Source organism: Streptomyces sp. NPDC029164, from assembly GCF_055563995.1.
Map to the genome: position 1 here is coordinate 211,964 of NZ_JBVHWW010000001.1, position 24,351 is coordinate 236,314.

18 protein-coding genes are annotated in these 24,351 nt (G+C 72.7%); 7 read left to right on the forward strand and 11 right to left on the reverse strand.

What is annotated here, in order from left to right; all coding sequences use genetic code 11:
• Positions 1-5: 5 nt before the first annotated feature.
• On the reverse strand, positions 6-920 hold the full coding sequence (locus ACZ4VT_RS00905) for an acyl-CoA thioesterase (RefSeq protein WP_467945395.1): 915 nt from the start codon (positions 918-920) through the stop codon (positions 6-8).
• A gap of 52 nt (positions 921-972) precedes the next feature.
• The gene (locus ACZ4VT_RS00910) at positions 973-3,495 is read right to left on the reverse strand and encodes a DEAD/DEAH box helicase (protein WP_467945396.1); all 2,523 of its coding nucleotides are present in this window, start codon (positions 3,493-3,495) and stop codon (positions 973-975) included.
• A 145-nt stretch (positions 3,496-3,640) separates the two neighbouring features.
• Here ACZ4VT_RS00910 and ACZ4VT_RS00915 point away from each other — a divergent pair, with 145 nt between their 5' ends.
• Complete coding sequence (locus ACZ4VT_RS00915) at positions 3,641-4,432, forward strand: metal-dependent hydrolase (RefSeq protein WP_467945398.1); 792 nt, start codon at positions 3,641-3,643, stop codon at positions 4,430-4,432.
• 582 nt (positions 4,433-5,014) lie between these two features.
• On the forward strand, positions 5,015-6,403 hold the full coding sequence (locus tag ACZ4VT_RS00920; RefSeq protein ID WP_467945400.1) for a (2,3-dihydroxybenzoyl)adenylate synthase: 1,389 nt from the start codon (positions 5,015-5,017) through the stop codon (positions 6,401-6,403).
• 33 nt (positions 6,404-6,436) lie between these two features.
• On the opposite strand, the gene ACZ4VT_RS00925 is transcribed toward ACZ4VT_RS00920, so the two are convergent.
• The 4 genes from ACZ4VT_RS00925 to ACZ4VT_RS00940 all read right to left on the reverse strand — a co-directional run bounded on the left by ACZ4VT_RS00925 (position 6,437) and on the right by ACZ4VT_RS00940 (position 13,669).
• The gene (locus ACZ4VT_RS00925; protein ID WP_467945402.1) at positions 6,437-8,218 is read right to left on the reverse strand and encodes an ABC transporter ATP-binding protein; all 1,782 of its coding nucleotides are present in this window, start codon (positions 8,216-8,218) and stop codon (positions 6,437-6,439) included.
• Entirely contained in the window at positions 8,215-10,080 is a 1,866-nt protein-coding gene (locus ACZ4VT_RS00930; RefSeq protein ID WP_467945403.1) for an ABC transporter transmembrane domain-containing protein, read from the reverse strand. The genes ACZ4VT_RS00925 and ACZ4VT_RS00930 overlap by 4 nt, the downstream gene beginning before the upstream one ends.
• Positions 10,081-10,239: 159 nt before the next feature.
• A complete protein-coding gene (locus tag ACZ4VT_RS00935; protein ID WP_467945405.1) occupies positions 10,240-13,176 on the reverse strand; it encodes an FAD-binding and (Fe-S)-binding domain-containing protein in 2,937 nt (978 codons plus the stop codon).
• A gap of 40 nt (positions 13,177-13,216) precedes the next feature.
• Positions 13,217-13,669 (reverse strand): MarR family winged helix-turn-helix transcriptional regulator, encoded by a 453-nt coding sequence (locus ACZ4VT_RS00940; RefSeq protein WP_362810640.1) that lies wholly within the window; start codon positions 13,667-13,669, stop codon positions 13,217-13,219.
• 157 nt (positions 13,670-13,826) lie between these two features.
• Here ACZ4VT_RS00940 and ACZ4VT_RS00945 point away from each other — a divergent pair, with 157 nt between their 5' ends.
• Entirely contained in the window at positions 13,827-15,689 is a 1,863-nt protein-coding gene (locus ACZ4VT_RS00945; RefSeq protein WP_467945407.1) for an ABC transporter ATP-binding protein, read from the forward strand.
• Positions 15,690-15,752: 63 nt separating this feature from the next.
• Positions 15,753-16,616 carry an endolytic transglycosylase MltG gene (gene mltG, locus ACZ4VT_RS00950; RefSeq protein ID WP_467945408.1) on the forward strand — a complete coding sequence of 288 codons (864 nt, stop codon included), beginning with the start codon at positions 15,753-15,755 and terminating at the stop codon, positions 16,614-16,616.
• 36 nt (positions 16,617-16,652) lie between these two features.
• Here mltG and ACZ4VT_RS00955 read toward each other — a convergent pair whose 3' ends face one another.
• From ACZ4VT_RS00955 to ACZ4VT_RS00975, 5 genes are all read right to left on the reverse strand, one after another.
• A complete protein-coding gene (locus tag ACZ4VT_RS00955) occupies positions 16,653-17,747 on the reverse strand; it encodes an FAD-dependent oxidoreductase (RefSeq protein WP_467945410.1) in 1,095 nt (364 codons plus the stop codon).
• Positions 17,748-17,953: 206 nt separating this feature from the next.
• Entirely contained in the window at positions 17,954-19,342 is a 1,389-nt protein-coding gene (locus ACZ4VT_RS00960; protein ID WP_467945412.1) for a cytochrome P450, read from the reverse strand.
• Positions 19,343-19,461: 119 nt separating this feature from the next.
• Positions 19,462-20,139 carry an HAD family hydrolase gene (locus tag ACZ4VT_RS00965; protein ID WP_467945413.1) on the reverse strand — a complete coding sequence of 226 codons (678 nt, stop codon included), beginning with the start codon at positions 20,137-20,139 and terminating at the stop codon, positions 19,462-19,464.
• 45 nt (positions 20,140-20,184) lie between these two features.
• Entirely contained in the window at positions 20,185-20,664 is a 480-nt protein-coding gene (locus tag ACZ4VT_RS00970; protein ID WP_467945414.1) for an Lrp/AsnC family transcriptional regulator, read from the reverse strand.
• 25 nt (positions 20,665-20,689) lie between these two features.
• Positions 20,690-21,448, reverse strand: a complete 759-nt coding sequence (locus tag ACZ4VT_RS00975; protein WP_467945416.1) for a YoaK family protein — start codon at positions 21,446-21,448, stop codon at positions 20,690-20,692.
• Positions 21,449-21,518: 70 nt separating this feature from the next.
• Here ACZ4VT_RS00975 and ACZ4VT_RS00980 point away from each other — a divergent pair, with 70 nt between their 5' ends.
• From ACZ4VT_RS00980 to ACZ4VT_RS00990, 3 genes are read left to right on the forward strand one after another with little or no spacing between them, the layout of a single operon-like run.
• Complete coding sequence (locus tag ACZ4VT_RS00980) at positions 21,519-22,112, forward strand: histidine phosphatase family protein (protein ID WP_467945418.1); 594 nt, start codon at positions 21,519-21,521, stop codon at positions 22,110-22,112.
• Positions 22,113-22,162: 50 nt separating this feature from the next.
• Positions 22,163-23,671: an APC family permease gene (locus tag ACZ4VT_RS00985; RefSeq protein ID WP_467945419.1), complete on the forward strand. Its 1,509-nt coding sequence runs from the start codon at positions 22,163-22,165 to the stop codon at positions 23,669-23,671.
• A 9-nt stretch (positions 23,672-23,680) separates the two neighbouring features.
• The gene (locus tag ACZ4VT_RS00990; RefSeq protein WP_467945421.1) at positions 23,681-24,109 is read left to right on the forward strand and encodes a universal stress protein; all 429 of its coding nucleotides are present in this window, start codon (positions 23,681-23,683) and stop codon (positions 24,107-24,109) included.
• Positions 24,110-24,351 lie beyond the last annotated feature (242 nt).

Genomic DNA, 24,351 nt, shown 5'->3' on the forward strand with positions numbered 1-24,351 from the left:
CGTGCTCAGTTCTTCGGGGCGGGCTCGGACGGCCGGGACGCATCGGCCGGCTTGGCGGGGTACGGACGGAAGAGGCCCTCCTGGACCACGGAGACCAGCAGCCTGCCCTCCACGTCGTAGATGCGGCCCCGGGCGAGACCGCGCCCGCCGTGCGCGATGGGCGACTCCTGGTCGTACAGGAACCACTCGTCCGCCCGGAACGGCCGGTGGAACCACATGGCGTGGTCGAGCGAGGCCATGTCGAAACCGCGCATGCCCCACAGGGGCTCCACGGGGATGCGCACGGCATCGAGGAGGGTCATGTCACTGGCGTAAGTGAGGGCGCAGGTGTGCACGAGCGGGTCGTCCCCCAGCGGGCCGACCGCGCGCATCCACACCGCGCTGCGGGGGTCGGCGCCCTTGAGCTCCTCCGGAGTCCAGCGCAGCCGGTGCACGTACCGGATGTCGAAGGGCTGGCGGCGGGCCATCCGCTCCAGTGCCTCCGGCAGCGCCCCGAGGTGCTCGCGGATCTCGTCCGCGACCTTGGGGAGCGTATCCGGGTGGGGGAAGTGGTGAGGAGGCAGCTGGTGCTCGATGCTGCCCTCCTCCGGATGATGGAAGGAGGCGGTGAGATTGAAGATCGTCTTGCCCTGCTGGACCGCGGTGACCCGGCGCGTGGTGAAGGACCGCCCGTCGCGCACCCGCTCCACCTGGTACACGATCGGCACCCCGGGGATGCCGGGGCGCAGGAAGTACGCGTGCAGCGAGTGCACCGGGCGGTCGCTCTCGACGGTGCGGCCCGCCGCCACCAGCGCCTGGCCGGCGACCTGGCCGCCGAAGACGCGCTGGAGGGACTCCTGGGGGCTGGCGCCGCGGAAGATGTTGACCTCGATCTGCTCCAGATCGAGCAGATCGACCAGTCTCTCGGCGGGGTTCGTCATCAGAGGATCTCCACTGTCGGGTCCGGGCGGGCCGGCGGAATGCCGGAGCGGGTCAGAGGGCGCCGAGCTCGCCGACCGAGGTGACCCGGATGACGGCCCGGCCCTCCTCGTCGGAGGCCGCGAGGTCGACCTCGGCGCTGATGCCCCAGCCATGGTCGCCGTTGGGGTCGGCGAAGGTCTGGCGGACGCGCCACAGGCCGTGCGCCGGGTCCTCCTCGATCTGCAGCAGCTTGGGGCCGCGCGCGTCGGGTCCGGTGCCCAGGTCGTCGTACTCGTCCCAGTACCCGTCCATGGCCTCGCCCCAGGCGTCGGCGTCCCAGCCGGACTCGGCGTCGAGCTCGCCCAGCACGTTGACGTGGTCGAGGGCGGCCAGCTCCACCCGGCGGAACATCGCGTTGCGGACCAGGACGCGGAAGGCGCGCGCGTTCGCGGTGACCGGCTTGACCTGGTCGGCCTTCTCCTGGGCCTGCTCCGCCGTCTCCACCTCCGGGTTCGCCAGCTGCTCCCACTCGTCGAGCAGGCTGGAGTCGACCTGGCGGACCAGTTCGCCGAGCCATTCGATCAGGTCCTGGAGGTCCTCGGACTTGAGGTCGTCGGGGATGGTGTGGTCGAGCGCCTTGAACGCGCTCGCCAGGTAGCGCAGCACGATGCCCTCGGTGCGGGCCAGCTCGTAGAAGGAGGTGAACTCGGTGAAGGTCATCGCGCGTTCGTACATGTCGCGGATGATCGACTTCGGGGAGACGGGGTGGTCGCGCACCCACGGGTGGCTCTTGGCGTACACGTCGTAGGCGTGGAGGAGCAGCTCTTCGAGCGGCTTGGGATAGGTGACGTCCTGGAGCCTCTCCATCCGCTCCTCGTACTCGATGCCGTCGGCCTTCATCTGGCCGACCTGGATGCCGCGTTCCTTGTTCTGCTGGGCGGCCAGGATCTGGCGCGGGTCGTCCAGGGTGGACTCCACCACGGACACCATGTCCAGCGCGTAGGAGGGGGACTCGGGGTCCAGCAGGTCGAAGGAGGCCAGCGCGAAGGTGGACAGCGGCTGGTTGAGCGCGAAGTCCTGCTGGAGGTCGACGGTGAGCCGGATGGTGCGGCCCTCGGCGTCCGGGGTGTCGAGCTTCTCGACCACCCCGCCGTCCAGCAGCGAGCGGTAGATCGCGATGGCCCGGCGGATGTGCCGGATCTGGGCCTTGCGCGGCTCGTGGTTGTCCTCGAGGAGGTGGCGCATCGCCTTGAAGGCATCGCCCGGCCGGGCGATGACCGACAGGAGCATGATGTTGGTGACCTTGAAGCGCGAGGTCAGCGGCTCCGGGTCGGCGGCGATGAGCTTCTCGAAGGTGGTGTCCGACCAGGCGACGAAGCCCTCCGGAGCCTTCTTGCGCACCACCTTGCGGCGCTTCTTCGGGTCGTCGCCCGCCTTCGCGAGGGCCTTCTCGTTCTCGATGACGTGCTCGGGCGCCTGCGCGACCACATAGCCCGCCGTATCGAAGCCGGCCCGGCCGGCGCGGCCGGCGATCTGGTGGAACTCGCGGGCTCGCAGCGTCCGGACCCGGTTGCCGTCGTACTTGGTGAGCGCGGTGAACAGCACCGTGCGGATCGGGACGTTGACGCCGACCCCGAGGGTGTCCGTACCGCAGATGACCTTCAGCAGACCGGCCTGGGCGAGCTTTTCCACCAGGCGGCGGTACTTGGGCAGCATGCCGGCGTGGTGCACGCCGATCCCGTGCCGGACGTAGCGGGAGAGGTTCTGGCCGAACTTGGTGGTGAAGCGGAAATTGCCGATCAGGTCCTGGATCTTGTCCTTCTCCTCGCGGGTGCACATGTTGATGCTCATGAGCGACTGCGCCCGCTCGACCGCCTGGGCCTGGGTGAAGTGCACGATGTAGACCGGAGCCTGCCGGGTCTCCAGCAGCTCGGTGATCGTGTCGGTGATCGGCGTGGTGACGTACTCGTAGGACAGCGGGACGGGCCGGGTCGCGGAGCGGACCACCGAGGTGGGCCGGCCCGTGCGCCGGGTCAGGTCCTCCTCGAACCGCTTCATGTCGCCGAGGGTCGCCGACATCAGGACGAACTGCGCCTGCGGCAGCTCCAGCAGCGGGATCTGCCAGGCCCAGCCGCGGTCCGGCTCGGCATAGAAGTGGAACTCGTCCATCACGACCTGGCCGATGTCGGCGTGCTTGCCGTCGCGCAGGGCGATGGAGGCGAGCACCTCGGCGGTGCAGCAGATCACCGGGGCGTCCGCGTTCACGGAGGCGTCGCCGGTCAGCATGCCGACGTTCTCCGTGCCGAAGAGCTTGCACAGGTCGAAGAACTTCTCCGACACCAGAGCCTTGATCGGGGCGGTGTAGAAGGTGACCTTGTCCTGGGCCAGGGCCGTGAAGTGCGCGCCGGCCGCGACGAGGCTCTTGCCGGAGCCGGTCGGGGTGGACAGGATCACGTTCGCCCCGGAGACGACCTCGATCAGCGCCTCCTCCTGAGCCGGGTACAGGGTGATGCCCTGGTCCTCCGCCCACGAGGAGAAAGCCTCGAAGAGGGCGTCGGGGTCGGCGTTCGGCGGGAGCTGATCAATGAGGGTCACACCCCCCATCTTGCCTGGCTTCCCCCCGGATCAGGGAACCGGCGGACGGGAGGAAGATCATCGACGGTACGCTGTGCCGTCGATGAGGCCCGAACGAAGCAGTCGAGGGGGCCCGACCACAACACCACCGGGGCGGGAAACGACCATGATGGGTCCGGCGCACTCACTGTCCGGGGCAGCGGCCTGGCTGGGGGTGGGAGCGGCGACCGCGGCAGCCGGACACCCCATGCCGTGGCCGGTCCTCGTCGTCGGCGCGCTCATCTGCGCCGGGGCGGCCCTTGCCCCCGACCTCGACCACAAGTCGGCGACGATCTCGCGCGCCTTCGGTCCGCTCTCCCGGGGCCTGTGCGAGGTGGTCGACAAGATCTCCTACGCCGTCTACAAGTCGACCCGCTCCAAGAAGGACGCCCGCCGCACCGGCGGCCACCGCACCCTGACGCACACGTGGCTCTGGGCCGTCCTGATCGGCGGCGGAGCCTCGGTGCTGGCCGTCACCGCCGACCGCTGGGGCGTGCTCGCCCTGCTCTTCGTGCACCTGGTGCTGGCGGTCGAAGGTCTGCTGTGGCGGGCGGCCCGGATGTCCAGCGACGTCCTGGTCTGGCTGCTCGGCGCGACCAGCGCGTGGATCCTGGCCGGTGTGCTCGACCAGCCCGGCAACGGCGCGGGCTGGCTGTTCACCGGCCCGGGCCAGGAGTACCTCTGGCTCGGTCTGCCGATCGTCCTCGGCGCCCTGGTCCACGACATCGGCGACGCGCTGACCGTCTCCGGCTGCCCGGTCCTGTGGCCGCTTCCGATCGCCGGCAAGCGCTGGTACCCGATCGGCCCGCCGAAGATGATGCGCTTCCGCGCCGGCAGCTGGGTGGAGCTCAAGGTCCTCATGCCGGTCTTCGTCCTGCTGGGCGGCTTCGGCGGCGCCTCGGCCCTCGGATTCATCTAGCCCCCTCTGGCTCCCCTCGGGCCGGGGCCCGCAGCTCCCTCAATCACCGGCGCGCTTCGAGGCGGCAGCGGGATGATCCGGAACGTCCGGGCGGCGCCCTCGGCGCCTGCCACGGCCTCGACGTGCCGCTGGTCTTCGGCAACCTGGAGCGCGGCCGCCCCGCGGTGCTGATCGGCGAGAGCCCGTTCCCGGAGGCGGAGGAGCTGTCCGCCGGCATGCGGGCCGACAGGACGGCCTTCGCCGCCCACGGCGACCCCGGCCGGCCCGCGTACGACACCGAGCAGCGCCTCGTGCGGCTCTTCGGCACCCGGCCGGACCCGGCCGCCTGCCCGGAGGAGGCCTCCCGCCGGATCTGGCAGGACCACACCTTCCCCGCCCTGCCGCTGCTCGGCCCTTGGCCCTCCGGCCCGCCCGGCCCGCCCGGCCCGCCGGCCCGCGAGGCCGCGCGCGTTCCTGCTGGTCAGCGGTGCGCCTTGGTCTTTCAGCTGATCGAGTTCAGCGCCCGTGGTCGGGAAAGCGCATTGTGCGCAGGGGCGTTGACGGATTGGGTTGCCAGGGTCAGGACGGCGGGGAAGGAAGCGAATGACAGGCATGCTCGACGGCTGTACACCCTGGCCCGAGGAGTTCGTCGACCGCTACTGGGCGGCCGGGCACTGGCGTGGCAACACGCTGGACAACCTGCTGCGCGACTGGGCCCTGCAGTACGGACCGCGGACCGCCCTCGTGCACGGGGCCACCCGCATCACCTACGCGAACCTGAACCGGCGCGTGGACCGCATGGCCGCCGGCTTCCGGCTGCGCGGCCTCCGCCCCGGACAGCGGGTCGTCGTCCAGCTGCCGAACGTTCCCGAGTTCGTCATCACGGTCTTCGCGCTGATGCGCGCCGGCACGTTCCCCATCCTGTGCCCGGTGACGCACCGCGCGCCCGAGGTGTCCCCGGTCGCGCGGGTCAGCCAGGCCGTCGGCTACGTCGGTCCCTCGACCTACCAGGGCTTCGACCACACGGCGATGGCCGCGGACATCGCGGCCGGCGGGCCCTTCCTGCGGCGGGTGTTCCCCCTGGAGGCGCCGGGCGACTCTTCCCCGTACGGCGGCTTCACGACCGACCCGTCTGGCTGCCACTACTTCCCGCTCGGTTCCCTCGACTCCCCGCCCGACCGGCCGCTCGCGCAGAGCGCCGACCAGGTGGCGTTGTTCCTGCTCTCCGGCGGTACCACCGAGGCGCCCGAGCTCATCGCGCGCACCCACAACGACTACGTCTACCAGGCGCGGGCCGCCGCCGAACTGGTGTCGCTCACCGAGGACGACGTGTACCTCGCCGCGCTGCCCACCGCGTCCCATTTCGCCTTCGGCTGCCCCGGCATCGTCGGCACCCTCTCCGCCGGCGGCACCGTCGTACTGGCCGAGGACCCGGGACCGGCGCAATGCCTTGCGCTCATCGAGCGGGAGCGGGTCACCCTCACCTCGCTGGTGCCCGCCGTCGTCCGGTGCTGGCTCGACGCGCTGCCCACGGTCCGGGCCGACGTGAGCAGTCTGCGCCTCGTGCAGATCGGCGACGGTCCCCTGGACCGGGCCACCGCCGAACGGCTGGGCCCCGAACTGGGCTGTCGCCTCCAGCAGGTCTTCGGCAAGGCCGAGGGGCCGCTCCTCCTCACCCGGCCCGACGATCCGGACGAGACCGTGCTCACCACGCAGGGCCGCCCGCTCTCGCCCGACGACGAGATCCGCCTCGTCGACGCCGAGGGCAAGGACGTCCCTGACGGGGAACCCGGCGAACTCCTCGCCCGGGGCCCTTACACCCCGCGGGGCTACTACCGGGCGCCCGGCCCCAACGCGCGCTCCTTCACCGCGGACGGCTACTTCCGCACCGGCGACCTCGCTCGGCGGACCCAGGACGGCAACCTCGTGGTGACCGGCCGCCTCCAGGATGTCCGGCGGCGGGCCGACCGCGAGGAGCCGTCCGGCCCGTGACGGGCCGGACGGCCGCGGAACCGCCGGCCCGGGTCACCCGTGCCAGGACCGCCACAGCGCCGCGTACGCCCCGTCGGCCGCGACCAGCTCGTCGTGCGAGCCGAGTTCGCTGATCCGGCCGGCCTCGACCACCGCGATCACGTCCGCGTCGTGCGCCGTGTGCAGCCGGTGGGCGATGGCGATGACCGTGCGCCCGTCCAGCACCCGGGCGAGCGAACGCTCCAGGTGCCGCGCCGCACGAGGGTCCAGCAGCGAGGTGGCCTCGTCCAGCACCAGCGTGTGCGGGTCCGCCAGCACCAGCCGGGCCAGCGCGATCTGCTGCGCCTGCGCCGGGGTCAGCGCCGTGCCCCCGGAACCGACCTCGGTGTCCAGGCCGGCCTCCAGGGCCCGCGCCCAGCCGTCCGCGTCGACCGCGCCGAGCGCCGCCCACAGTTCGGCGTCCCCGGCACCGGTCCGGGCCAGGCGGAGGTTGTCGCGCAGCGAGCCCACGAACACGTGGTGCTCCTGGTTGACCAGCGCCACGTGCTCGCGCACCCGCTCCGCGGGCATCCGCGACAGCCGCGCCCCGCCGAGGGTGACCTCGCCGGTCCGGGGCGCGTAGATGCCCGAGAGCAGCCGTCCCAGGGTGGACTTGCCGGCGCCCGAGGGCCCGACGAGCGCCATCCGGGTGCCCGGCGGTACGGACATCGACACCTGGTGCAGGACGTCCACGCCCTCCCGGTAGCCGAAGTGGACCTCCTCGGCCCGTACGTCCCGGCCCTCGGGAGCCACCTTCGCGTCCCCGGCGTCCGGCTCGATCTCCCGTACGCCCACCAGCCGGCCCAGGGAGACCTGGGCGACCTGCAGTTCGTCGTACCAGCGCAGGATCAGGCCGATCGGATCGACGAGCATCTGCGCCAGCAGCGCGCCCGTGGTCAGCTGCCCCACCGACATCCAGCCCTGGAGCACGCAGTAACCGCCGATCATCAGCACCGAGCCGAGGATCGTCACGAAAGTGACGTTGATGACGGGGAAGAGGACCGTCCGCAGGAACAGCGTGTACCGCTCCCAGGCCGTCCACTCCTTGATCCGCCGCTCCGACAGCGCGATCCGGTCCGGCCCGAGGCGGTGCGCCTCGACCGTGCGGCCCGCGTCCACCGTCTCGGTGAGCACGGCCGCGACCGCCGCGTAGCCGGCCGCTTCCGAGCGGTACGCCGACGGCGCGCGCCGGAAGTACCAACGGCAGCCGATCACCAGCACCGGCAGCGCCACCAGCGCGGCCAGCGCCAGCGGCGGCGCGGTCACCGCGAGCGCGCCGAACAGCAACCCGGCCCACACCACGCCGATCGCGAGCTGTGGGACGGCCTCGCGCATGGCGTTCGCCAGCCGGTCGATGTCGGTGGTGATCCGCGACAGCAGGTCACCGGTACCGGCCCGCTCCAGCACGCCGGGCGGCAGGCCCACCGACCGCACGAGGAAGTCCTCGCGCAGATCGGCCAGCATCTCCTCACCCAGCATCGCCCCGCGCAGCCGGACCAGCCGGACGAAGAACGTCTGGACGGCGAGCGCCAGCGCGAACAGCAGGGCCACGCGCCCCAGATGGAGCTCGCGCGCCCCCTGCGCGAGATCGTCCACGACCCGGCCCAGCAGGTACGGGCCGACCATGGAGGCGATCACCGCGATCGCGTTGACCGTCACCAGCGCCACGAAGGCCCGCCGGTGGCGCCGGAACAGGCCGCGCACATAGCCCCGTACGGTCGCCGCATTGCCCACGGGCAGCGTCGCGGCCGACTGGGGGGCCGCCGGATCGTACTCCGGCGGCGCCACGCCGATCATGCGGATTCCTCGATCTCTGTGAGTGCTTCTTCCAGGTCTGTCAGTTCCAGCCGGGCGAGGGGCCGCTGCTGCTCCTCGTCCGTCTCACGGGTGACCACCGCCCGGTACAGCGGCTCGCGGTGCAGCAGTTCGCGGTGCGTGCCGACCGCCGCCACCGTGCCCCCGTCGATGAGTACGACCCGGTCCGCGCGGTCCAGCAGCAGCGGCGAGGAGGCCAGTACCACCGTGGTGCGGCCGGTGCGCAGGGTCGCGACCCCGTCCGCGATCCGCGCCTCGGTGTGCGAGTCGACCGCGGAGGTCGGCTCGTCCAGCACCAGCACCTCAGGGTCGGTGACCAGGGACCGGGCCAGCGCGAGACGCTGACGTTGCCCGCCGGACAGCGAGCGGCCGCGCTCCGTGATCCGCGCGTCCATCGGGTCGTCGACGCCGTCCGGCGCCGACTGCAGCAGTGCGTCCAGCACGTCCGCGCACTGGGCGGCCGCCAGGGCCGCGCCGGAGTCGACCGCGCCGGAGGCCGGTACGTCGAACAGCTCCCGCAGGGTCCCGGACAGCAGCACCGGATCCTTGTCCTGTACGAGGACCAGCGTGCGCGCGGTGTCCAGCGCGAGCTCGTCCAGCGCGATGCCGCCGAGGAGCACCGACGGACCATCGCCCGCCGCGTCGTCCTTCCCCTCGTCGTCCATGGGGTGGCCGCCGAGGCGTTCGGCGAGCCGGCCCGCCAGGTCCGGGTCCCCGCACACGACGGCGGTGAACCGGCCCGCGGGGGCCAGCAGCCCGGTCTGCGGGTCGTACAGGCCCCCGCCGGCGGCCGGTGCCTCCACCGCCCCGGCCCCGGTCCCGCCCTCGCCCGCGGCTTCGGCGGCGTCCGTACGGGTCAGCGACAGCACCCGGGCGGCCCGCTTGGCGGAGGGGCGCGAGAAGGAGTAGGCCATGGCGATCTCCTCGAAGTGCCGCAGGGGATAGAGCAGCGTCGCCACCGCGCTGAACGCCGCGACGAGTTCACCCACCGCGATGCGCCCGTCCACGACGAGCGTGGCGCCGTACCAGACCACCGTGATCAGCAGAGCGCCCGGGAGCAGCACCTGGATCGCGGAGATCAGCGCCCACATCCGGGCACTGCTCACGGCGGCCTTGCGGACTTCCTGCGAGGCCTCGCGGTACCGGCCGAGGAACAGCTCCTCACCGCCGATGCCGCGCAGCACGCGCAGCCCCGCCACGGTGTCGGAGGCCAGCTCGGTGGCCTTGCCCGCCTTCTCCCGCTGGATGTCGGCGCGCTTGGTGGCGCGCGGCAGCAGCGGCAGCGCGGCCAGGGCGATCAGCGGTACGCCGATGGCCACGACCACGCCCAGCTCGGGTGCGTAGAACAGCAGGCCGACGCAGACGAGCACGACGGCGAAGACGGCCGCGAGGAAGCGGGAGACCGCCTCGACGAACCAGCCGATCTTCTCGACGTCGCCCGTGGAGACCGCGACGACCTCGCCCGCGGCGACCCGGCGGGTCAGGGCCGAGCCCAGCTCGGCCGTCTTGCGCGCGAGCAGCTGCTGCACGCGTGCGGCGGCGGTGATCCAGTTGGTGACGGCGGTGCGGTGCAGCATGGCGTCGCCGACCGAGATGGCGACGCCGATCAGCAGGAGCAGCGCTCCGACGAGCAGCAGCCGGTTCGCGTCGCGTTCGATGACCGCGTCGACGCCCAGTCCCACGGCGTACGGCAGCCCCGCGATGCCGGAGAAGTGCAGGATTCCCCAGCACAGGCTCTTGAGCTGTCCGCCGAGCTGACCGCGCCCCAGCCACAGGAGGAAACGGGGGCCTGAGCGAGCGTCGGGTACCCCTGGATCCGGATACGGAAGATCGCTGATCTGCATGACGCCCCATGACTGGTCGAGTGGTCCAAACCGTGCAAGGTTCGCCTTCCGGACCGGCCCGGGGCAATCGATTTTCCGTCGGCGGAGGCCTCCCGCGATGAGGTCTGCGGACCCGTTGACGGCGTTGTGCCTGCCCAGAGGGGTCGCGCGCTCCGGCGTTCACGGGCGCGTGGCGTGCTCCAGTTCGATCAGCGCCGAACGGTAACTCCGCCCCGTCGCCCGGTCCATGCCCACCTCGCACATCCGGTTCGCCGACAGGTGCGCGTCGAAGGCCCGCGCCGTCACCTCCGCCGCCTCGCGCGCCGTGGCCGAGGCCGTCAGTTCCGGGTGCAGCATCCCCCGGTCGCCCGCGAAGGCGCAGCAGCCCGCGTCGTCCGGGACCACCACCTCCTCGGCGCAGGCCCCGGCCACCGCCCGCAGCTGCGCCTCGTCGCCCAAGTGCCGCATCGAACAGGTGGGATGGACCACGGCCGAGGCGACCGTGCGCCGGACCTCCAGGTGCGGCAGCAGTTCCTCCGCGGCCCACACGACCGAGTCGAGGATCCGCAGCTCCGCGTGGAGCGCCCGGTTGTCCTGCGTCAGGTACGGGACCACCTCGTGCGCGATGCCCAGCGTGCAGGAGGAGGCGTCGACGACCAGCGGCAGCCGTCCGCCGGCCGTCCAGCCCCAGGCCGCCTCGACGATCCGGTTGGCCATCTCCCGGTTCCCGGCGTCGTAGCCCTTGGAGTGCCAGATGGTCGCGCAGCAGGTTCCCTTCACGTCGCGGGGGATCCAGACGGGCTTGCCGGCGCGCTCCGACACGGCCACCACGGCCTCCGGCAGGGAGGGCCCGGGACCGCCCCCGGATCCGCCGAGGATCCGGTTGACGCAGGCCGGGTAGTACACCGCCGTGGCGCCCACGCGGCGGGTCGCGGGCAGGCTCCGCGCGGCGGCGCCGGGGATCTGCGGCAGCCACCGCGGCAGCAGGTCCGGTCGTACGGCCTTCCGCGCGGCCTCCGTGACCGCTTCGAGGGCCCGGTCCCCGACCCGGCGGGAGAGGCGGTCGGCGGCGGCCACCGTCAGCCGGGCGGCGGCCTCGACGGTCCGGAACCGCCGGGCGGCCAGCGCGGCGACGGCCTCCTCGCGCGCGCTGTGCCGGCGGTGGCGGAAGTCCCTCATCAGCGCTCCGGTGTCGATGCCGACAGGGCAGGCCAGCCTGCAGGTGGAGTCGCCCGCGCAGGTGTCCACCGCGTCGTGGCCGTAGGCGCCGAGCAGTGCGTCGAGCACGGGGGAGCCGGGCTGCTGGCGCACCATCTCGCGGCGCAGCACGATCCGCTGGCGCGGAGTGGTCGTCAGGTCCTCGCTGGGGCACGTCGGTTCGCAGAATCCGCACTCGATGCAGGGGTCGGCCACCGCCTCCACCCGCGGAATGGTCTTCAGGCCGCGCAGATGGGCCCGCGGGTCGCGGTCGAGGAGGATGCGCGGGGCGAGCACCCCGTCCGGGTCGACGACCCGTTTGGTGCGCCACATCAGCCCGGCCGCCCGGGGGCCCCATTCCAGTTCCAGGAAGGGGGCCATGTTGCGCCCGGTGGAGTGCTCGGCCTTCAGGGACCCGTCGAAACGCTCCACGGTGAGCCGGCAGAAGGCCTCCATGAAGGCCCCGTACCGCTCGACGTCGGCCGGGTCGGCGGCGTCGAAGGCGAGCAGGAAGTGCAGGTTCCCGTGGGCGGCGTGCCCGGCGACGGCGGCGTCGAAGCCGTGCTCCGCCTGGAGTGCGAGGAGCGCCTCGCAGGCCTCGGCCAGCCGGGAGGGCGGTACCGCGAAGTCCTCGGTGATCAGGGTGGTGCCGGGGGCGCGGGCCCCGCCGACGGCCGTGACGAAGGCCTTGCGGGCCGTCCAGTAGCCGCCCACGGTCTTCGGGTCACTGGTGAAGGCGTTGGTGACCGAGGCCACCGGGGCGATCAGGTCGAGTCCGGCGAGGGCTCGCGTGGCCCGGAGCGCGCAGGCCGCCCGGCCGGCCTCGTCGGGGGCCCGGAACTCGACGAGCAGGGCGGTCGTGTCCTGGGGCAGGTCCGCCCAGTCGGCGGGAACGCCCGCGACGCTGACGCACGCGCGCAGGGTGTTGCCGTCCATCAGCTCCACGGCGACGGCGCCCGCCTCGTTGAAGACGGGCACGGCCGCGGCGGCGGCGGGCAGCGAGGGGAAGAACAACAGGGCGGAGCAGACCTCGCGGTCGAGGGGGAGGGTGTCGAAGACGACCTCGGAGATGAAGCCGAGGGTGCCTTCCGAGCCGACCATCAGTCCCCGCAGGATCTCGACGGGGGTGTTGCCGTCGAGGTAGGCGTCGAGGCGGTAACCGGTGGTGTTCTTGATCTCGTACTTGGCGCGGATCCGGGCGGTCAGCGCGGGGTCGGCCTCGATCTCCTGCTTGATCTCCATCAGCCCCTGGCACAGGGCCGGTTCGGCGCGTGCCAGCTCCTCGTCGGCCAGCGGGTCGGCGGTGTCCACGACGGTGCCGCCGGGCAGGACGAACGTGAGGGAGGAGAGCGTGCGGTACGAGTTCCGCGTGGTGCCCGCGGTCATGCCGGAGGCGTTGTTGGCGACGACCCCGCCGAGGGTGCAGGCGAGGGCGCTGGCCGGGTCGGGGCCGAGGACGCGGCCGCGCCGGGCGAGGGCGGCGTTGGCCCGCATCACGGTGGTGCCGGGCCGGATCCGGGCCCGCCGGCCATCCTCCAGCACCTCGATCCCGGCCCAGTGGCGGCGTACGTCGACCAGGATGTCCTCGCCCTGGGCCTGGCCGTTGAGCGAGGTGCCGGCGGCGCGGAAGACGACCTCGCGCCCGCGGCCGTGGGCGTACGAGAGCACCGCGCAGACGTCGTCGATGTCCTCGGCGATCACCACGACCTGGGGCACGAACCGGTAGGGGGAGGCGTCGGAGGCGTAGCGGACCAGGTCGGAGACCTTCCACAGCACCTTCTCGGGGCCCAGCAGGCGGGTCAGCTCGCCGCGCAGCGGCTCTGGGGTGCCGCCGGCGCGGTGCGCGGGGACCCGGTCGGGGGAGGGGCCGCCGGTGCCGCGCGGGCGCAGTGTCCCCGGCTTCGGTTCCAGCAGCGGCATGTCCGACCCCTCGCCTCGTCGAGGCCCACGTGTGGCCTACTCAGCAGGTGCGCTCCGCCGGCGCGTCCGACAGGGCGTTCAGCAGGCCGCCGAGCACGTCGCGCTGGTCGGCGGTCAACGGAGCCAGGATCTCCTCTGCCGCGTCGGTTCGCGCGTTGCGCAGACGGCGCAGCGTGGCGCGGCCGGTGTCGGTGAGCTCGATCCGGATGACGCGCCGGTTGGCGGGGTCGGGCGCGCGGCGCACGCAATCGGCCGCCTCCAGGCCGTCGACGAGGGTGGTCACGGCGCGCGGGACGACTTCGAGGCGCGCGGCGAGGTCCGCCATCCGGGGCGGTTGCTCGCCCTCGTAGTGCGAGACGAGGCGCAGCAGCCGACTCTGGGCGGGAGTGATCCCGAGCGGCTCCATGTGGCGCTTCTGGATCCGGTGGAGCCTGCGCGTCAGGCGCAGGAGCTGTTCGGCGAGGAGGCGATCGGTGTCGGAGGCGGAGCTCATGCGGGAACAATATCAGCACCATGTTCATTGTGAGTATAGGTAACAATGACCTATACTCCAATGACGTCGACAGTGCCGAACCCGGCGCCGAGCCGACTCCGCGAAAGACCTCGACCACCGACTTGACCCCTGACTCCCGACCCCTGAGAGGGCGCCCATGCCGCACGACGAACCGAAGTGGATCCCATCGAAAGACCCCCTCGATCCGGCCCGCCCCGCCCCGGCGGAACAGCCGCGGGAGCTGCGCCGCATCGTGGCGCTCTTCCGGCCCTACCGGGGCAGGCTCGCCGTCGTCGGCCTGCTCGTCGGCGCCTCCTCGCTGGTCGGCGTCGCCTCGCCGTTCCTGCTGCGGGAGATCCTCGACGTCGCGATCCCGCAGGGCCGTACCGGGCTGCTCAGCCTGCTCGCGCTCGGCATGATCCTCACCGCCGTCGTCACCAGCGTCTTCGGCGTGCTCCAGACGCTGATCTCCACCACGGTCGGCCAGCGCGTCATGCACGACCTGCGCACCGCCGTCTACGCGCAGCTGCAGCGGATGCCGCTGGCCTTCTTCACCCGGACCCGCACCGGTGAGGTGCAGTCCCGCATCGCCAACGACATCGGCGGCATGCAGGCCACGGTCACCTCCACCGCGACCTCGCTCGTCTCGAACCTGACGGCCGTCATCGCCTCCGTCGTCGCCATGCTGGCACTCGACTGGCGGCTCACCCTCGTCTCGCTGCTCCTGCTCCCCGTCTTCGTGTGGATCAGCCGGCGGGTCGGCCGTGAGCGCAAGAGGATCACCACGAAGCGGCAGAAGCAGATGGCCGCCATGGCCGCGACGGTCACCGAGTCGCTCTCGGTGAGCGGCATCCTGCTGGGCCGGACCATGGGCCGTTCCGAGTCGCTCACCTCGGCCTTCGCCGAGGAGTCAGAAAAGCTCGTCGGCCTCGAAGTGCGTTCCAGCATGGCCGGCCGCTGGCGGATGTCCACGATAGGCATCGTCATGGCCGCGATGCCCGCGCTCATCTACTGGGCCGCCGGCCTGGCCCTCCAGACGGGTGCCCCCTCGCTCTCCGTCGGCACCCTCGTCGCCTTCGTCACCCTCCAGCAGGGCCTCTTCCGGCCCGCCGTGAGCCTGCTGTCGACCGGTGTGCAGATACAGACCTCGCTCGCGCTGTTCGCCCGCATCTTCGAGTACCTCGACCTGCCGGTGGACATCACCGAGCGCGCCGAGCCGGTGCGCCTGGACCGCGCCAAGGGCGAGGTCACGCTGGAGGACGTGCACTTCGCGTACGACGCCGAGAGCGGACCGACCCTCACGGGGATCGAGATCACGGTCCCGGCCGGCGGCTCCCTCGCCGTGGTCGGCCCGACCGGATCCGGCAAGAGCACCCTCAGCTACCTCGTCCCCCGGCTCTACGACGTGACCGGCGGACGGGTCGCCCTCGACGGGGTGGACGTGCGCGACCTCGACTTCGACTCGCTCGCCCGCTCCATCGGCGTGGTCTCCCAGGAGACGTACCTCTTCCACGCCTCGGTCGCGGACAACCTGCGCTTCGCCAAGCCGGACGCCACGGACGAGGAGATCACCGAAGCGGCCCGGGCGGCACAGATCCACGACCACATCTCGTCGCTGCCCGACGGGTACGACACCCTGGTCGGCGAGCGCGGATACCGGTTCTCCGGAGGCGAGAAGCAGCGGCTGGCCATCGCCCGCACCATCCTGCGCGACCCGCCGGTGCTGATCCTCGACGAGGCCACCAGTGCCCTGGACACCCGTACCGAGCATGCCGTCCAGCAGGCCATCGACCACCTCTCGGCCGGCCGCACCACCATCACCATCGCGCACCGCCTCTCCACCGTCCGCGACGCCGACCAGATCGTGGTCCTCGACGGGGGCCGCATCGCCGAGCGCGGTACGCACGAGGAGCTGCTGAAGGCGGACGGCCGGTACGCCGCCCTGGTCCGCCGGGACCGGGATGCCGCGCTGACGCCCGAGCCGCCCGAGGGCCTCCAACTGGCTCCGGTGAATGTGTGACCGTATGACCAGCACACAGGCGGGGTGCCGGACATGTGATGATTCGCGGGTTAGCGTTGCCGCATGCGTCATGAGTACCTGCCGCCGCAGCGCCGTTCCCGGCTCACCCGCCGGGGCCGGCTGGCGCTCTTCCTCGGCACGCTGCTGGCCATCGGTGCGGTAGTCCTGATCCCGTTCTTCAGGGAGGGGGAAGCACCGGAGAAGCCACGCCAGTTGCTGATCCCCGAAGGGTGGCGCGCCCCGCAGGTGTACGCCGCCATCGACCGCGCGCTGAAGCTCCCGCCGGGCTCCGCGAAGTCGGCGGTGGCCACCGCCGGACTGGCCCTGCCCGCGGAGGCGAAGGGCAACCCGGAGGGCTACCTCTTCCCGGCGACCTACCCGGTGACCTCGAAGTCCACCCCCGCCACGCTCCTCGCGTACATGGTGCGGACGGCGAACGAGAAGCTCGCCACCAGGGCCGTCGCGGACGGCGGCCAGGCCCACGGGATGACCCCGTACCAGACGGCCACCCTGGCCAGCACCATCGAGGCGGAGGCGGAGGGCCGCGCCGACATGGGCAAGGTCGCACGGGTGGTGCACAACCGGCTGGCGAAGTCGATGCCGCTGCAGATGGACTCCACCATCGACTACGCGCTGAACCGCAGCACCGTGGACACCAAGCTGAGCGACACCCGCATCGACAGCCCCTTCAACACCTACGAACGCCAGGGCCTGCCGCCCACCCCGATCGGCAGTCCGGGCCTGGCGGCCCTGGCGGCCGCGGTCGCGCCGACGCCCGGCGACTGGCTGTTCTTCGTCACCGTGAAGCCGGGGGACACCCGCTTCTCGGCGACCTACGACGAGCACGGGAAGCACGTGGCGGAGTTCCACCGGATCCGCGCCCACGCGGGTTCCCGCGCACGTCAGGGGGGTGCCACCGGGAGGTGACCCGGGAGCGACCCCGGACCGGACGGGGGCGGCCGGTCAGGCCGCGGGCGAGCCCACCCGTTCGCGGGCAAGCAGCCGGCGGATCTCGCGGACCGCCGCCCCGCCCGCGCGGTTGGCGCCGATGGTCGACGCCGAGGGGCCGTAGCCGACCAGATGGATCCGCTCGTCGCGCACGGCCCTGGTCCCCTCGACCCGGATGCCGCCGCCCGGCTCGCGCAGGCGCAGCGGGGCCAGGTGGTCGACGGCCGCGCGGAATCCGGTCGCCCACAGGATGACGTCCGCGTCCACGCGGCTCCCGTCCGCCCACACGGCGCCGCCGGCGGTGATCCGCTGGAAGACGGGCCGGCGGTCCAGGACCCCCGAGGCCAGGCCCGCCCGGACGGCCTCGTTCAGCGGGAGCCCGGTCACGCTGACCACGCTCTGTGGCGGCAGCCCCCGGCGCACCCGCTCGTCCACCCGGGCCACCGCGGCCCGGCCCTCGGCCTCGCCGAAGCCGCCGTCGCGGAAGACCGGGGGCCGCCGGGTCACCCAGGTGGTCTCCGCCGCCACCTCGGAGATCTCCAGGAGGTGCTGCACGGCCGAGGTGCCGCCGCCCACGACGATCACCCGCGCCGCCGCGAACTCCTGCGGCCCCGGATAGTTCGCCGTGTGCAGCTGCCGGCCCCGGAAGGTCTCCTGGCCGGGGTAGCGCGGCCAGAACGGCCGGTCCCAGGTCCCCGTGGCGTTGATCAGGGCCCGGGCCGACCAGACGCCGGCCGAGGTCTCGACGCGCAGCCGGCCGCCGTCGCCCTCGCGTACGGCCGAGACGTCCACGGGACGCCGTACGCGCAGGCCGAAGCGGTTCTCGTAGGAGGCGAAGTACTCCCCGATCACCTCGGACGAGGGCCTCAGCGGGTCGGCGCCGACCAGCTCCATGCCGGGCAGCGCGTGCATCCCGTGGACCCTGCCGTAGGTGAGCGAGGGCCAGCGGAACTGCCAGGCCCCGCCCGGGCGCGGCGCGTGGTCCAGGACCACGTGGCCGAGCCCCGCCCGCGTCAGGTGGTAGGCGCTGGACAGGCCGGCCTGCCCGGCGCCGACGACCACCACGTCCGCCACGTTCACCGTGTCCACGTCCCGCGTCACATCGTTCACGGTTCTACTAACTGGCGGGGGTCGCGGGATCTTCCCCGCCGGCCGTCGCCGGGAAAAGGGCGTCAGCAGCCGCGGCGACACGCGGCGGAGGCCACCCGCAGCAGGTCGATGTGACCGCGCGTGCCACCCCGGCCGGGCGGGGGTCGATGGGGTCTCGCCGGCTGGACTCGCCGTCTCCGATATCGGGACACCGGTGTGCGGGTCCGTCAGCTGCCGGCCGGTCCGCGGCCCGCGCCGGGGCCGGTTCCGCGCAGCGTCGCCAGGACCGGTCCGACCGGCTGGAGGGTGAGGCCGGGGAACACCCCGGCCCGCGCGCTCCCGCTGTCCAGGTGGAACCGCTGCCCCAGCACGGCCAGTACGAGCGCGGCCTCCACCAGCGCGAACCGCGCCCCCAGGCAGGCGCGCGGGCCCCCGCCGAAGGGGAACCAGGCGTGTTCGGGCACCGGATGAGGGGCGTCCGCGTCCCACCGCTCGGGGCGGAAGGCCTCCGGGTCCGGGAACCACCGCGCGTCGCGGTGCATCGACCAGGGGCTGGTCCACACCGCCGTTCCCGCCGGCACCGCCCGCCCGCCGATGCTCGCGCCCTCGGTGGCCACCGCCGAGATCAGCCAGATCGGCGGATAGATCCGCAGCGCCTCCTTGACCACTTGCCGCGTCCAGGGCAGCCGCGCGTAGTCGTCGTACGTCGGCAGCCGTCCGCCGAGCACCCGGTCCAGCTCCTCCGTCAGCCGGGCCCGCGCCTCGGGGGCTCCCGACAGCAGCTGCCAGGCCCAGGTCAAGGTGGTCGACGTGGTCTCGTGGCCGCCGATGTAGAGGGTGATCGACTCGTCCCGCAGCTCCTTGCGGGAGAGCGGCCGGCCGTGCTCGTCGCGGGCCGCGAGCAGCCGGCTCAGCAGGTCGTCCCGCTCCGTGCCGGCGGCCGATGCCGCCTCGTGTTCCCGTATGACGTGCTCGATCTCCCGGTCGAGGACCGCCACGGCTGCCCGCATCCGGCGCCGCCCGGGCGTGCGCACCCACGGCGGCAGGAACAGCGTCAGCCCCCGGAACTCCGCGCCCAGCTCCCGCTGTGCCGTGGCCATCGCCGCGCTGATGGGCGCCTCCCGGCCGGCCGCGTCGCTCCCGAACAGCGTGCGCACCGCGATCCGCTGGGTGAGCCCGGCCATCTCCCGGTGCACGTCGATGCGTTCGCCCTCGCGCCAGCCGCCGGCCAGCGCGTCGGCGCACTCCACCATCGTGGCGGCGTACGAGCGCACCTGGCGCGGCCGCACGGCGGGCTGGACCAGTGCCCGCTTGCGCCGCCAGTCGTCCCCGGTGGCCACGACCACCCCGTCGCCCAGCAACTGGTGGAAGGCCCAGCCCAGTTCCATCGGTTTGAAGCTGGACTCGACGGCGGCCAGCAGTTCACCGGCGTGCTCGGGCCGGGAGACCAGCACGTTGCGCTGCGGGCCGAGGGCCCACGGCACCCAGTCGCCGTGGTCGTCGCGCAGGGACTCGAAGAAGGCCAGTGGATCGCGGGCGAAGGCGGGCAGGTTCCCGAGCAGGGGCCACCGGCGGGGTCCGCCGTTCCGGGTGCCCGGGGGCAGGGTCGCGGTCACGCAGGCATGGTGCCAGCAGCCTCCGTGGGGCACCAGAGGCGGGAGCCCGCCGTTCGTCCGCCCTCGCTCCCGGCCTCGCTCCCGCCCGCGCCTCCGCGCCGCCCGTGCCTGTGGGGCCGTCAGATCGTCCGGCGCGCAGTCAGCCAGTCGTGCGCCGCGTCCGCGGTGAACTGAGGCCGTCCGCCCCGGAAGAGGAGTCCGGCCGAGGCGAAGGCCGGGTCGTCCGCGATGTCCGTCGCGTACGGGATCACGATGCAGCCCATGCCCGCGGCGTGGGCGGCCAGCGCTCCCGGCGTCGCGTCCTCGACGACCACGCAGTCGGCGGGCCGAGCGCCCAGCCGGCGGGCCGCCTCCAGGAACACGTCCGGAGCGGGCTTGCCGTGCGCGACCTCCTCGGCGGAGACGACCGTGGTCAGCAGCGCGTCCAGCCCGGTGCCCGCCAGGACGGCGTCGATCGCCTCGAGCGACGAACCGGAGGCCACCGCCATCGGCACCCCTTCGGCGTACAGCCGCTCGACGAACTTCCGCATCTGCGGGAAGACCTCGGTCCGGGTGCGGGCCAGGTCCAGGTAGGCGGCGTTCTGCTCGGCGAGCAGCTGTTCGACCGGCGCCCGGATCCCGTACCGCTCCTTGAGGATCTCCAGCGTCTCCAGGGTGCCGATGCCGATGAAACGCGCGTGCTGTTCCCACGTGAAATCGGGGACTCCGTACCGCTCCAAGGTGCGGCGCCCGGATTCGTAGTAGTTCGGTTCGCTGTCCACGAGGGTGCCGTCGAGATCGAATATGACGGAAATCATCCGCTGTGCCCGTCCTGCCGCTTATGTCCTGTCTTGGTCATCCTGTCAGGTCTTGCGGGCGTTCCTCCCCACGGATTCGACCAGAGGCAGCAGCCGGTGCGCGACCCGCTCGCGCAGCGCCACCTCCGTCCGCGTGCGGACCACGCCGGGCAGCTGGATTAGCCGCTGGATCACGTCCTCGAGGTGCGCGTTGTCGCGGGCCGCCACGCGGGTCAGCAGGTCCCCGCCGCCGGTGATCGAGAAGGCCTCGATGATCTCCGGTACGGCGGCCAGCGCGTCCCCGACGTCGTCCAGATGTCCCTGGGTGACCTCGATGTGGACGAAGGCCAGCACCGGATGGCCCAGCGCGGCGGGGGAGAGGACCGGCCCGGTCCCCGTGATCACGCCGGTGCGCTCCAGCCGGTCCAGCCGGGCCTGCAGGGTCCCGCGCGCGACGCCGAGGATCCGGGCGTACTCGCGGACGCTGGTGCGCGGCTGCTCGATCAGCAGACGCAGGATTCGGGTGTCGAGCTCGTCCACCGCCATGCCCCGACTGTACCAATGGCCCAGTTCAGGGCGATCGTTCCCGGCCAGGGGCGGGCCCGGTGTGCAGCGGAGGCTGCCCCCGGTAAGCCAGGCCCACCACCAGTACCGCGGCGGCGGCCGGCAGCAGGAGCCAGCCCACCGTGCAGCCGGCCCGGATCAGCAGCGCCCCGAGGGCCCCGCCGGCGAACATGGCGAGGACGGACAGGCCGCGCAGCTTCCAGCCGGCCGTCCCGTATCCGTAGACGGCATCGCGCCCCATGGCGGAGCCGCCGAGGAAGGCGGTCATGGACCGGGTGACCAGCGTCGTCGGCACACCCGGCACGTTCGCCCGCATGATCGTCGTGTTGCGCATGCCCATCGCCAGCGCCAGGACCGCCGTCACCGCCAGGTGCCGAGGGGTCGGCGATCCGTACCGCGGCACCAGCCCCCAGGCCGCGGCCGCGGCCGCCAGGATCACCCCGGCCTCGACCATGAGGCCCATGACGAACCAGCGCCGCCCGCGGGCCTCCGTCACGGCCTCCAAGTGGGAGCCGCAGACCACCCCGAGGACGAACGCGGCCAGCGAGATCCCGGCGGGCAGCGTCGGCAGGTTGCCCGCCCGCGCGGCACCGAAGGCCAGGAACAGCACGTTGCCGGTCTGCATCGCCGTGAAGGCGGGCCCGAGCGCGAGCAGGCTCACCGCCTCGACCACCCCGGTCACCGCGGTCAGGGCGACCATCAGCGCCGGCATGTGCGGCGGGAGCTGCGAACCGGCCCTCCGCGCGGCCCTCCGCTTCTCGTCCATGACGCCCGACAGTGACACGCCCGCCCGCCTCCCCCGGCACCGACATGCCGGAAGGCATAGGGTCCGGGGGATGAGCGACCTGTTGCTGGTGAGGCACGGAGAAACATCCTGGAGCGCCGGCGGACGGCACACCGGACGCACCGACGTCCCACTGAACGAGGGCGGGATCGAGGAGGCCCTCTCGCTGGCCCCCTGCTTCCGGGACCGCCACCCGGCCCTCGTGCTGACCAGCCCGCTGCACCGCGCCGTCGCCACCGCCGAACTCGCCGGACTCACCGGTGCGGTCACCGACCCCGACCTGTACGAATGGGACTACGGCGGCTACGAGGGCATCACCACCCAGGAGATCCGCCGGACCACCCCGGACTGGTCCCTGTGGACCCACGGCGTCCCGCCCGGCGACCCGGCCCACCCCGGCGAGAGCGCCGCCCAGGTCGGCGCCCGCGCGGACCGCGCCCTCGCCCGGGTCGCCCCCGTGCTCCGCGCGGACGGCGGCGACGTCGTGCTCGTCGCCCACGGACACTTCCTGCGCGTCCTCACCGCCCGCTACCTGGGCCTGGAGCCCGCGGACGGCCGGCTGTTCCTGCTGCGCACCGGCACGGTCAGCGCGCTCTCCACGGAACACGGGCTCCCGGTCATCGCGGGCTGGAACATCCGCCCCTGACCGGCCCGTCCCGCCTCGCGCGCCGGTGCCGGGTGCGTGACCATTCGTACATGGGTCAGGACCGAACGGATGTCGAACACGAGCCGGACCGCGGGGAAGAGGGGCTCAAAGCCAACGCGATCGGCTTCCTCGACGCGCTCGTCATCGGCCTGAACTCCACCTCGCCCGCCTACTCCCTGGCCGCCGTCCTCGGGCCGATCGTGGCCCTGGTCGGGCTCTACGCGCCGGGCGTGATGCTGGCCTCCTTCGTGCCCATGCTGCTCATCGCCGCCGCCTTCTACTACCTGAACAAGGTGGACCAGGACTGCGGGACGACTTTCTCGTGGGTCACCCGGGCCATGGGCCCCTGGGCCGGCTGGCTCGGCGGCTGGGCGATCGCCATGACGGGCGTGCTGGTCATCGGCTCGCTGGCGGACGTCGCCGTCAACTTCGGCCTGCTCGCCTTCGGACTCGACGACTGGGCCGCCAACCCCTGGATCCGGCAGTCCCTCACCGTCGCCGTGATCCTGGCCATGACCGCCATCTGCGTCATCGGCACCGAGCTCTCGGCCCACCTCCAGGACGTCCTCATCCTCGCCCAGGTCTTCTTCCTGCTGGCCTTCGCGGTGGTCGCCATCTACCGGATCTACGCCGGCACCAGCACCCTGGAGGAGATCGAGCCGTCCCTCACCTGGCTCAACCCCTTCGGCGCGGGCGGCGCCGCCCTCACCGGCGGACTGCTGCTCGGCGTGTTCATGTACTGGGGCTGGGAGTCCGCGGTCAACCTGACCGAGGAGGTCGAGAACTCCGCCACCGCGCCCGGCAAGGCCGGAATCTGGTCGACGGTGATCCTCCTCGTCACCTACCTGTCGGTGTGCTTCGCCGTCGTCGGGTACGCGGGCACCACCTTCCTGGCCGAGAACGCGGCCGAGGAGGAGGCCATCTTCGCCGTGCTCGCCCACGAGGTCATGGGCGGCTGGGACTGGGTGGTGCTCCTCGCCGTCTGCACCTCCGCGCTCGCCTCCACACAGACCACGATCATCCCGGCCTCCCGCACCGCCCTGTCCATGGCCCGCCGGCACGCGCTGCCGCCGCCGCTCGCGCACATCCACCACCGGTTCCGGACCCCGGACGTGAGCACCTGGTGGGTGGCCGGCATCGCCATCGGCTGGTACCTCGTCGTCAACCAGATCAGCGAGAACGCGCTCCTGGACTCCCTCACCGCTCTCTCCCTGCTGATCGCCTTCTACTACGCGCTCACGGGCCTCGCCTGCGCCGTCTACTACCGCCGCCACCTCACGGAGAACGCGCACAACCTCCTGCTCATCGGGGTCGGCCCGGTGGTCGGCGCCGGACTGCTGATCTGGCTGCTGGTGGAGTCGATCGGCGACATGTCCGACCCGGAGAACTCCGCCAGCGGCGTGTCCTGGTTCGGCCTCGGCCCGCCGCTGGTCATCGGGATCGCCATCGCCGTGGTCGGCGTGCTCGTCATGTGCTTCTGGCGGGTACGGGACGGCAGGTTCTGGCAGGAGCGGCGGGGCGTGGTCGACCCGGCACTCGTCCACACCGGGAAGCGCTGAGGAGCCCCGATGTCCGTGGTCCTTGGATACGACGAGTCGCCCGGCGCCGAACGGGCCCTGCACGTGGCGCTGGAGGTGGCCTCCGCCTTCGGCGAGCCGCTCGTCCTCGTCTACGGCGCGGCCGCGCCGGGCGCCGCCGGCGAGGAGTACCGCGCCCACCGGGAGGCCGTGCGCCAAGTGGGCCGCAGCGCTCTCGCCCGCGCCGTCGAGGAGGCCGACGCCGCCGGGGTGCCCTCCACGGTCGAGGTGGTCGACGAGAAGCCGGCGCAGGCCCTGCTGGAGGCCGCCGAGCGCCACCACGCCCGCGTCATCATCGTCGGCAGCTGGGGCGACAGCCCGATCCGCGGCGCCCTGCTCGGCTCCACCCCGCACAAGCTCCTGCACCTGTCGCCGGTGCCCGTCCTGTGCGTACCGACCGAAGGCGGCCCGGCGCTGTGATCCCGGGCGGCTCACCGCCGCACCCGGAAAGCCGGTCCGTTGGTCTCGCGATGGCCGAGGATCCCCACGGGTAACTGTGCCATTGGTCCAGTCGGCCGGGGCCCACTTGAGCCATTGCCCCTGCGGATGCTTATCTGTGGCGTATCCATGTACTTACGGCGCCGCGCAGCGCCGGACGGCAACGAGGCCGGTTCCGGAGCGCGGCGCCTTCGCCGTGCCCGTCGACCGCCCACCACCCCCGG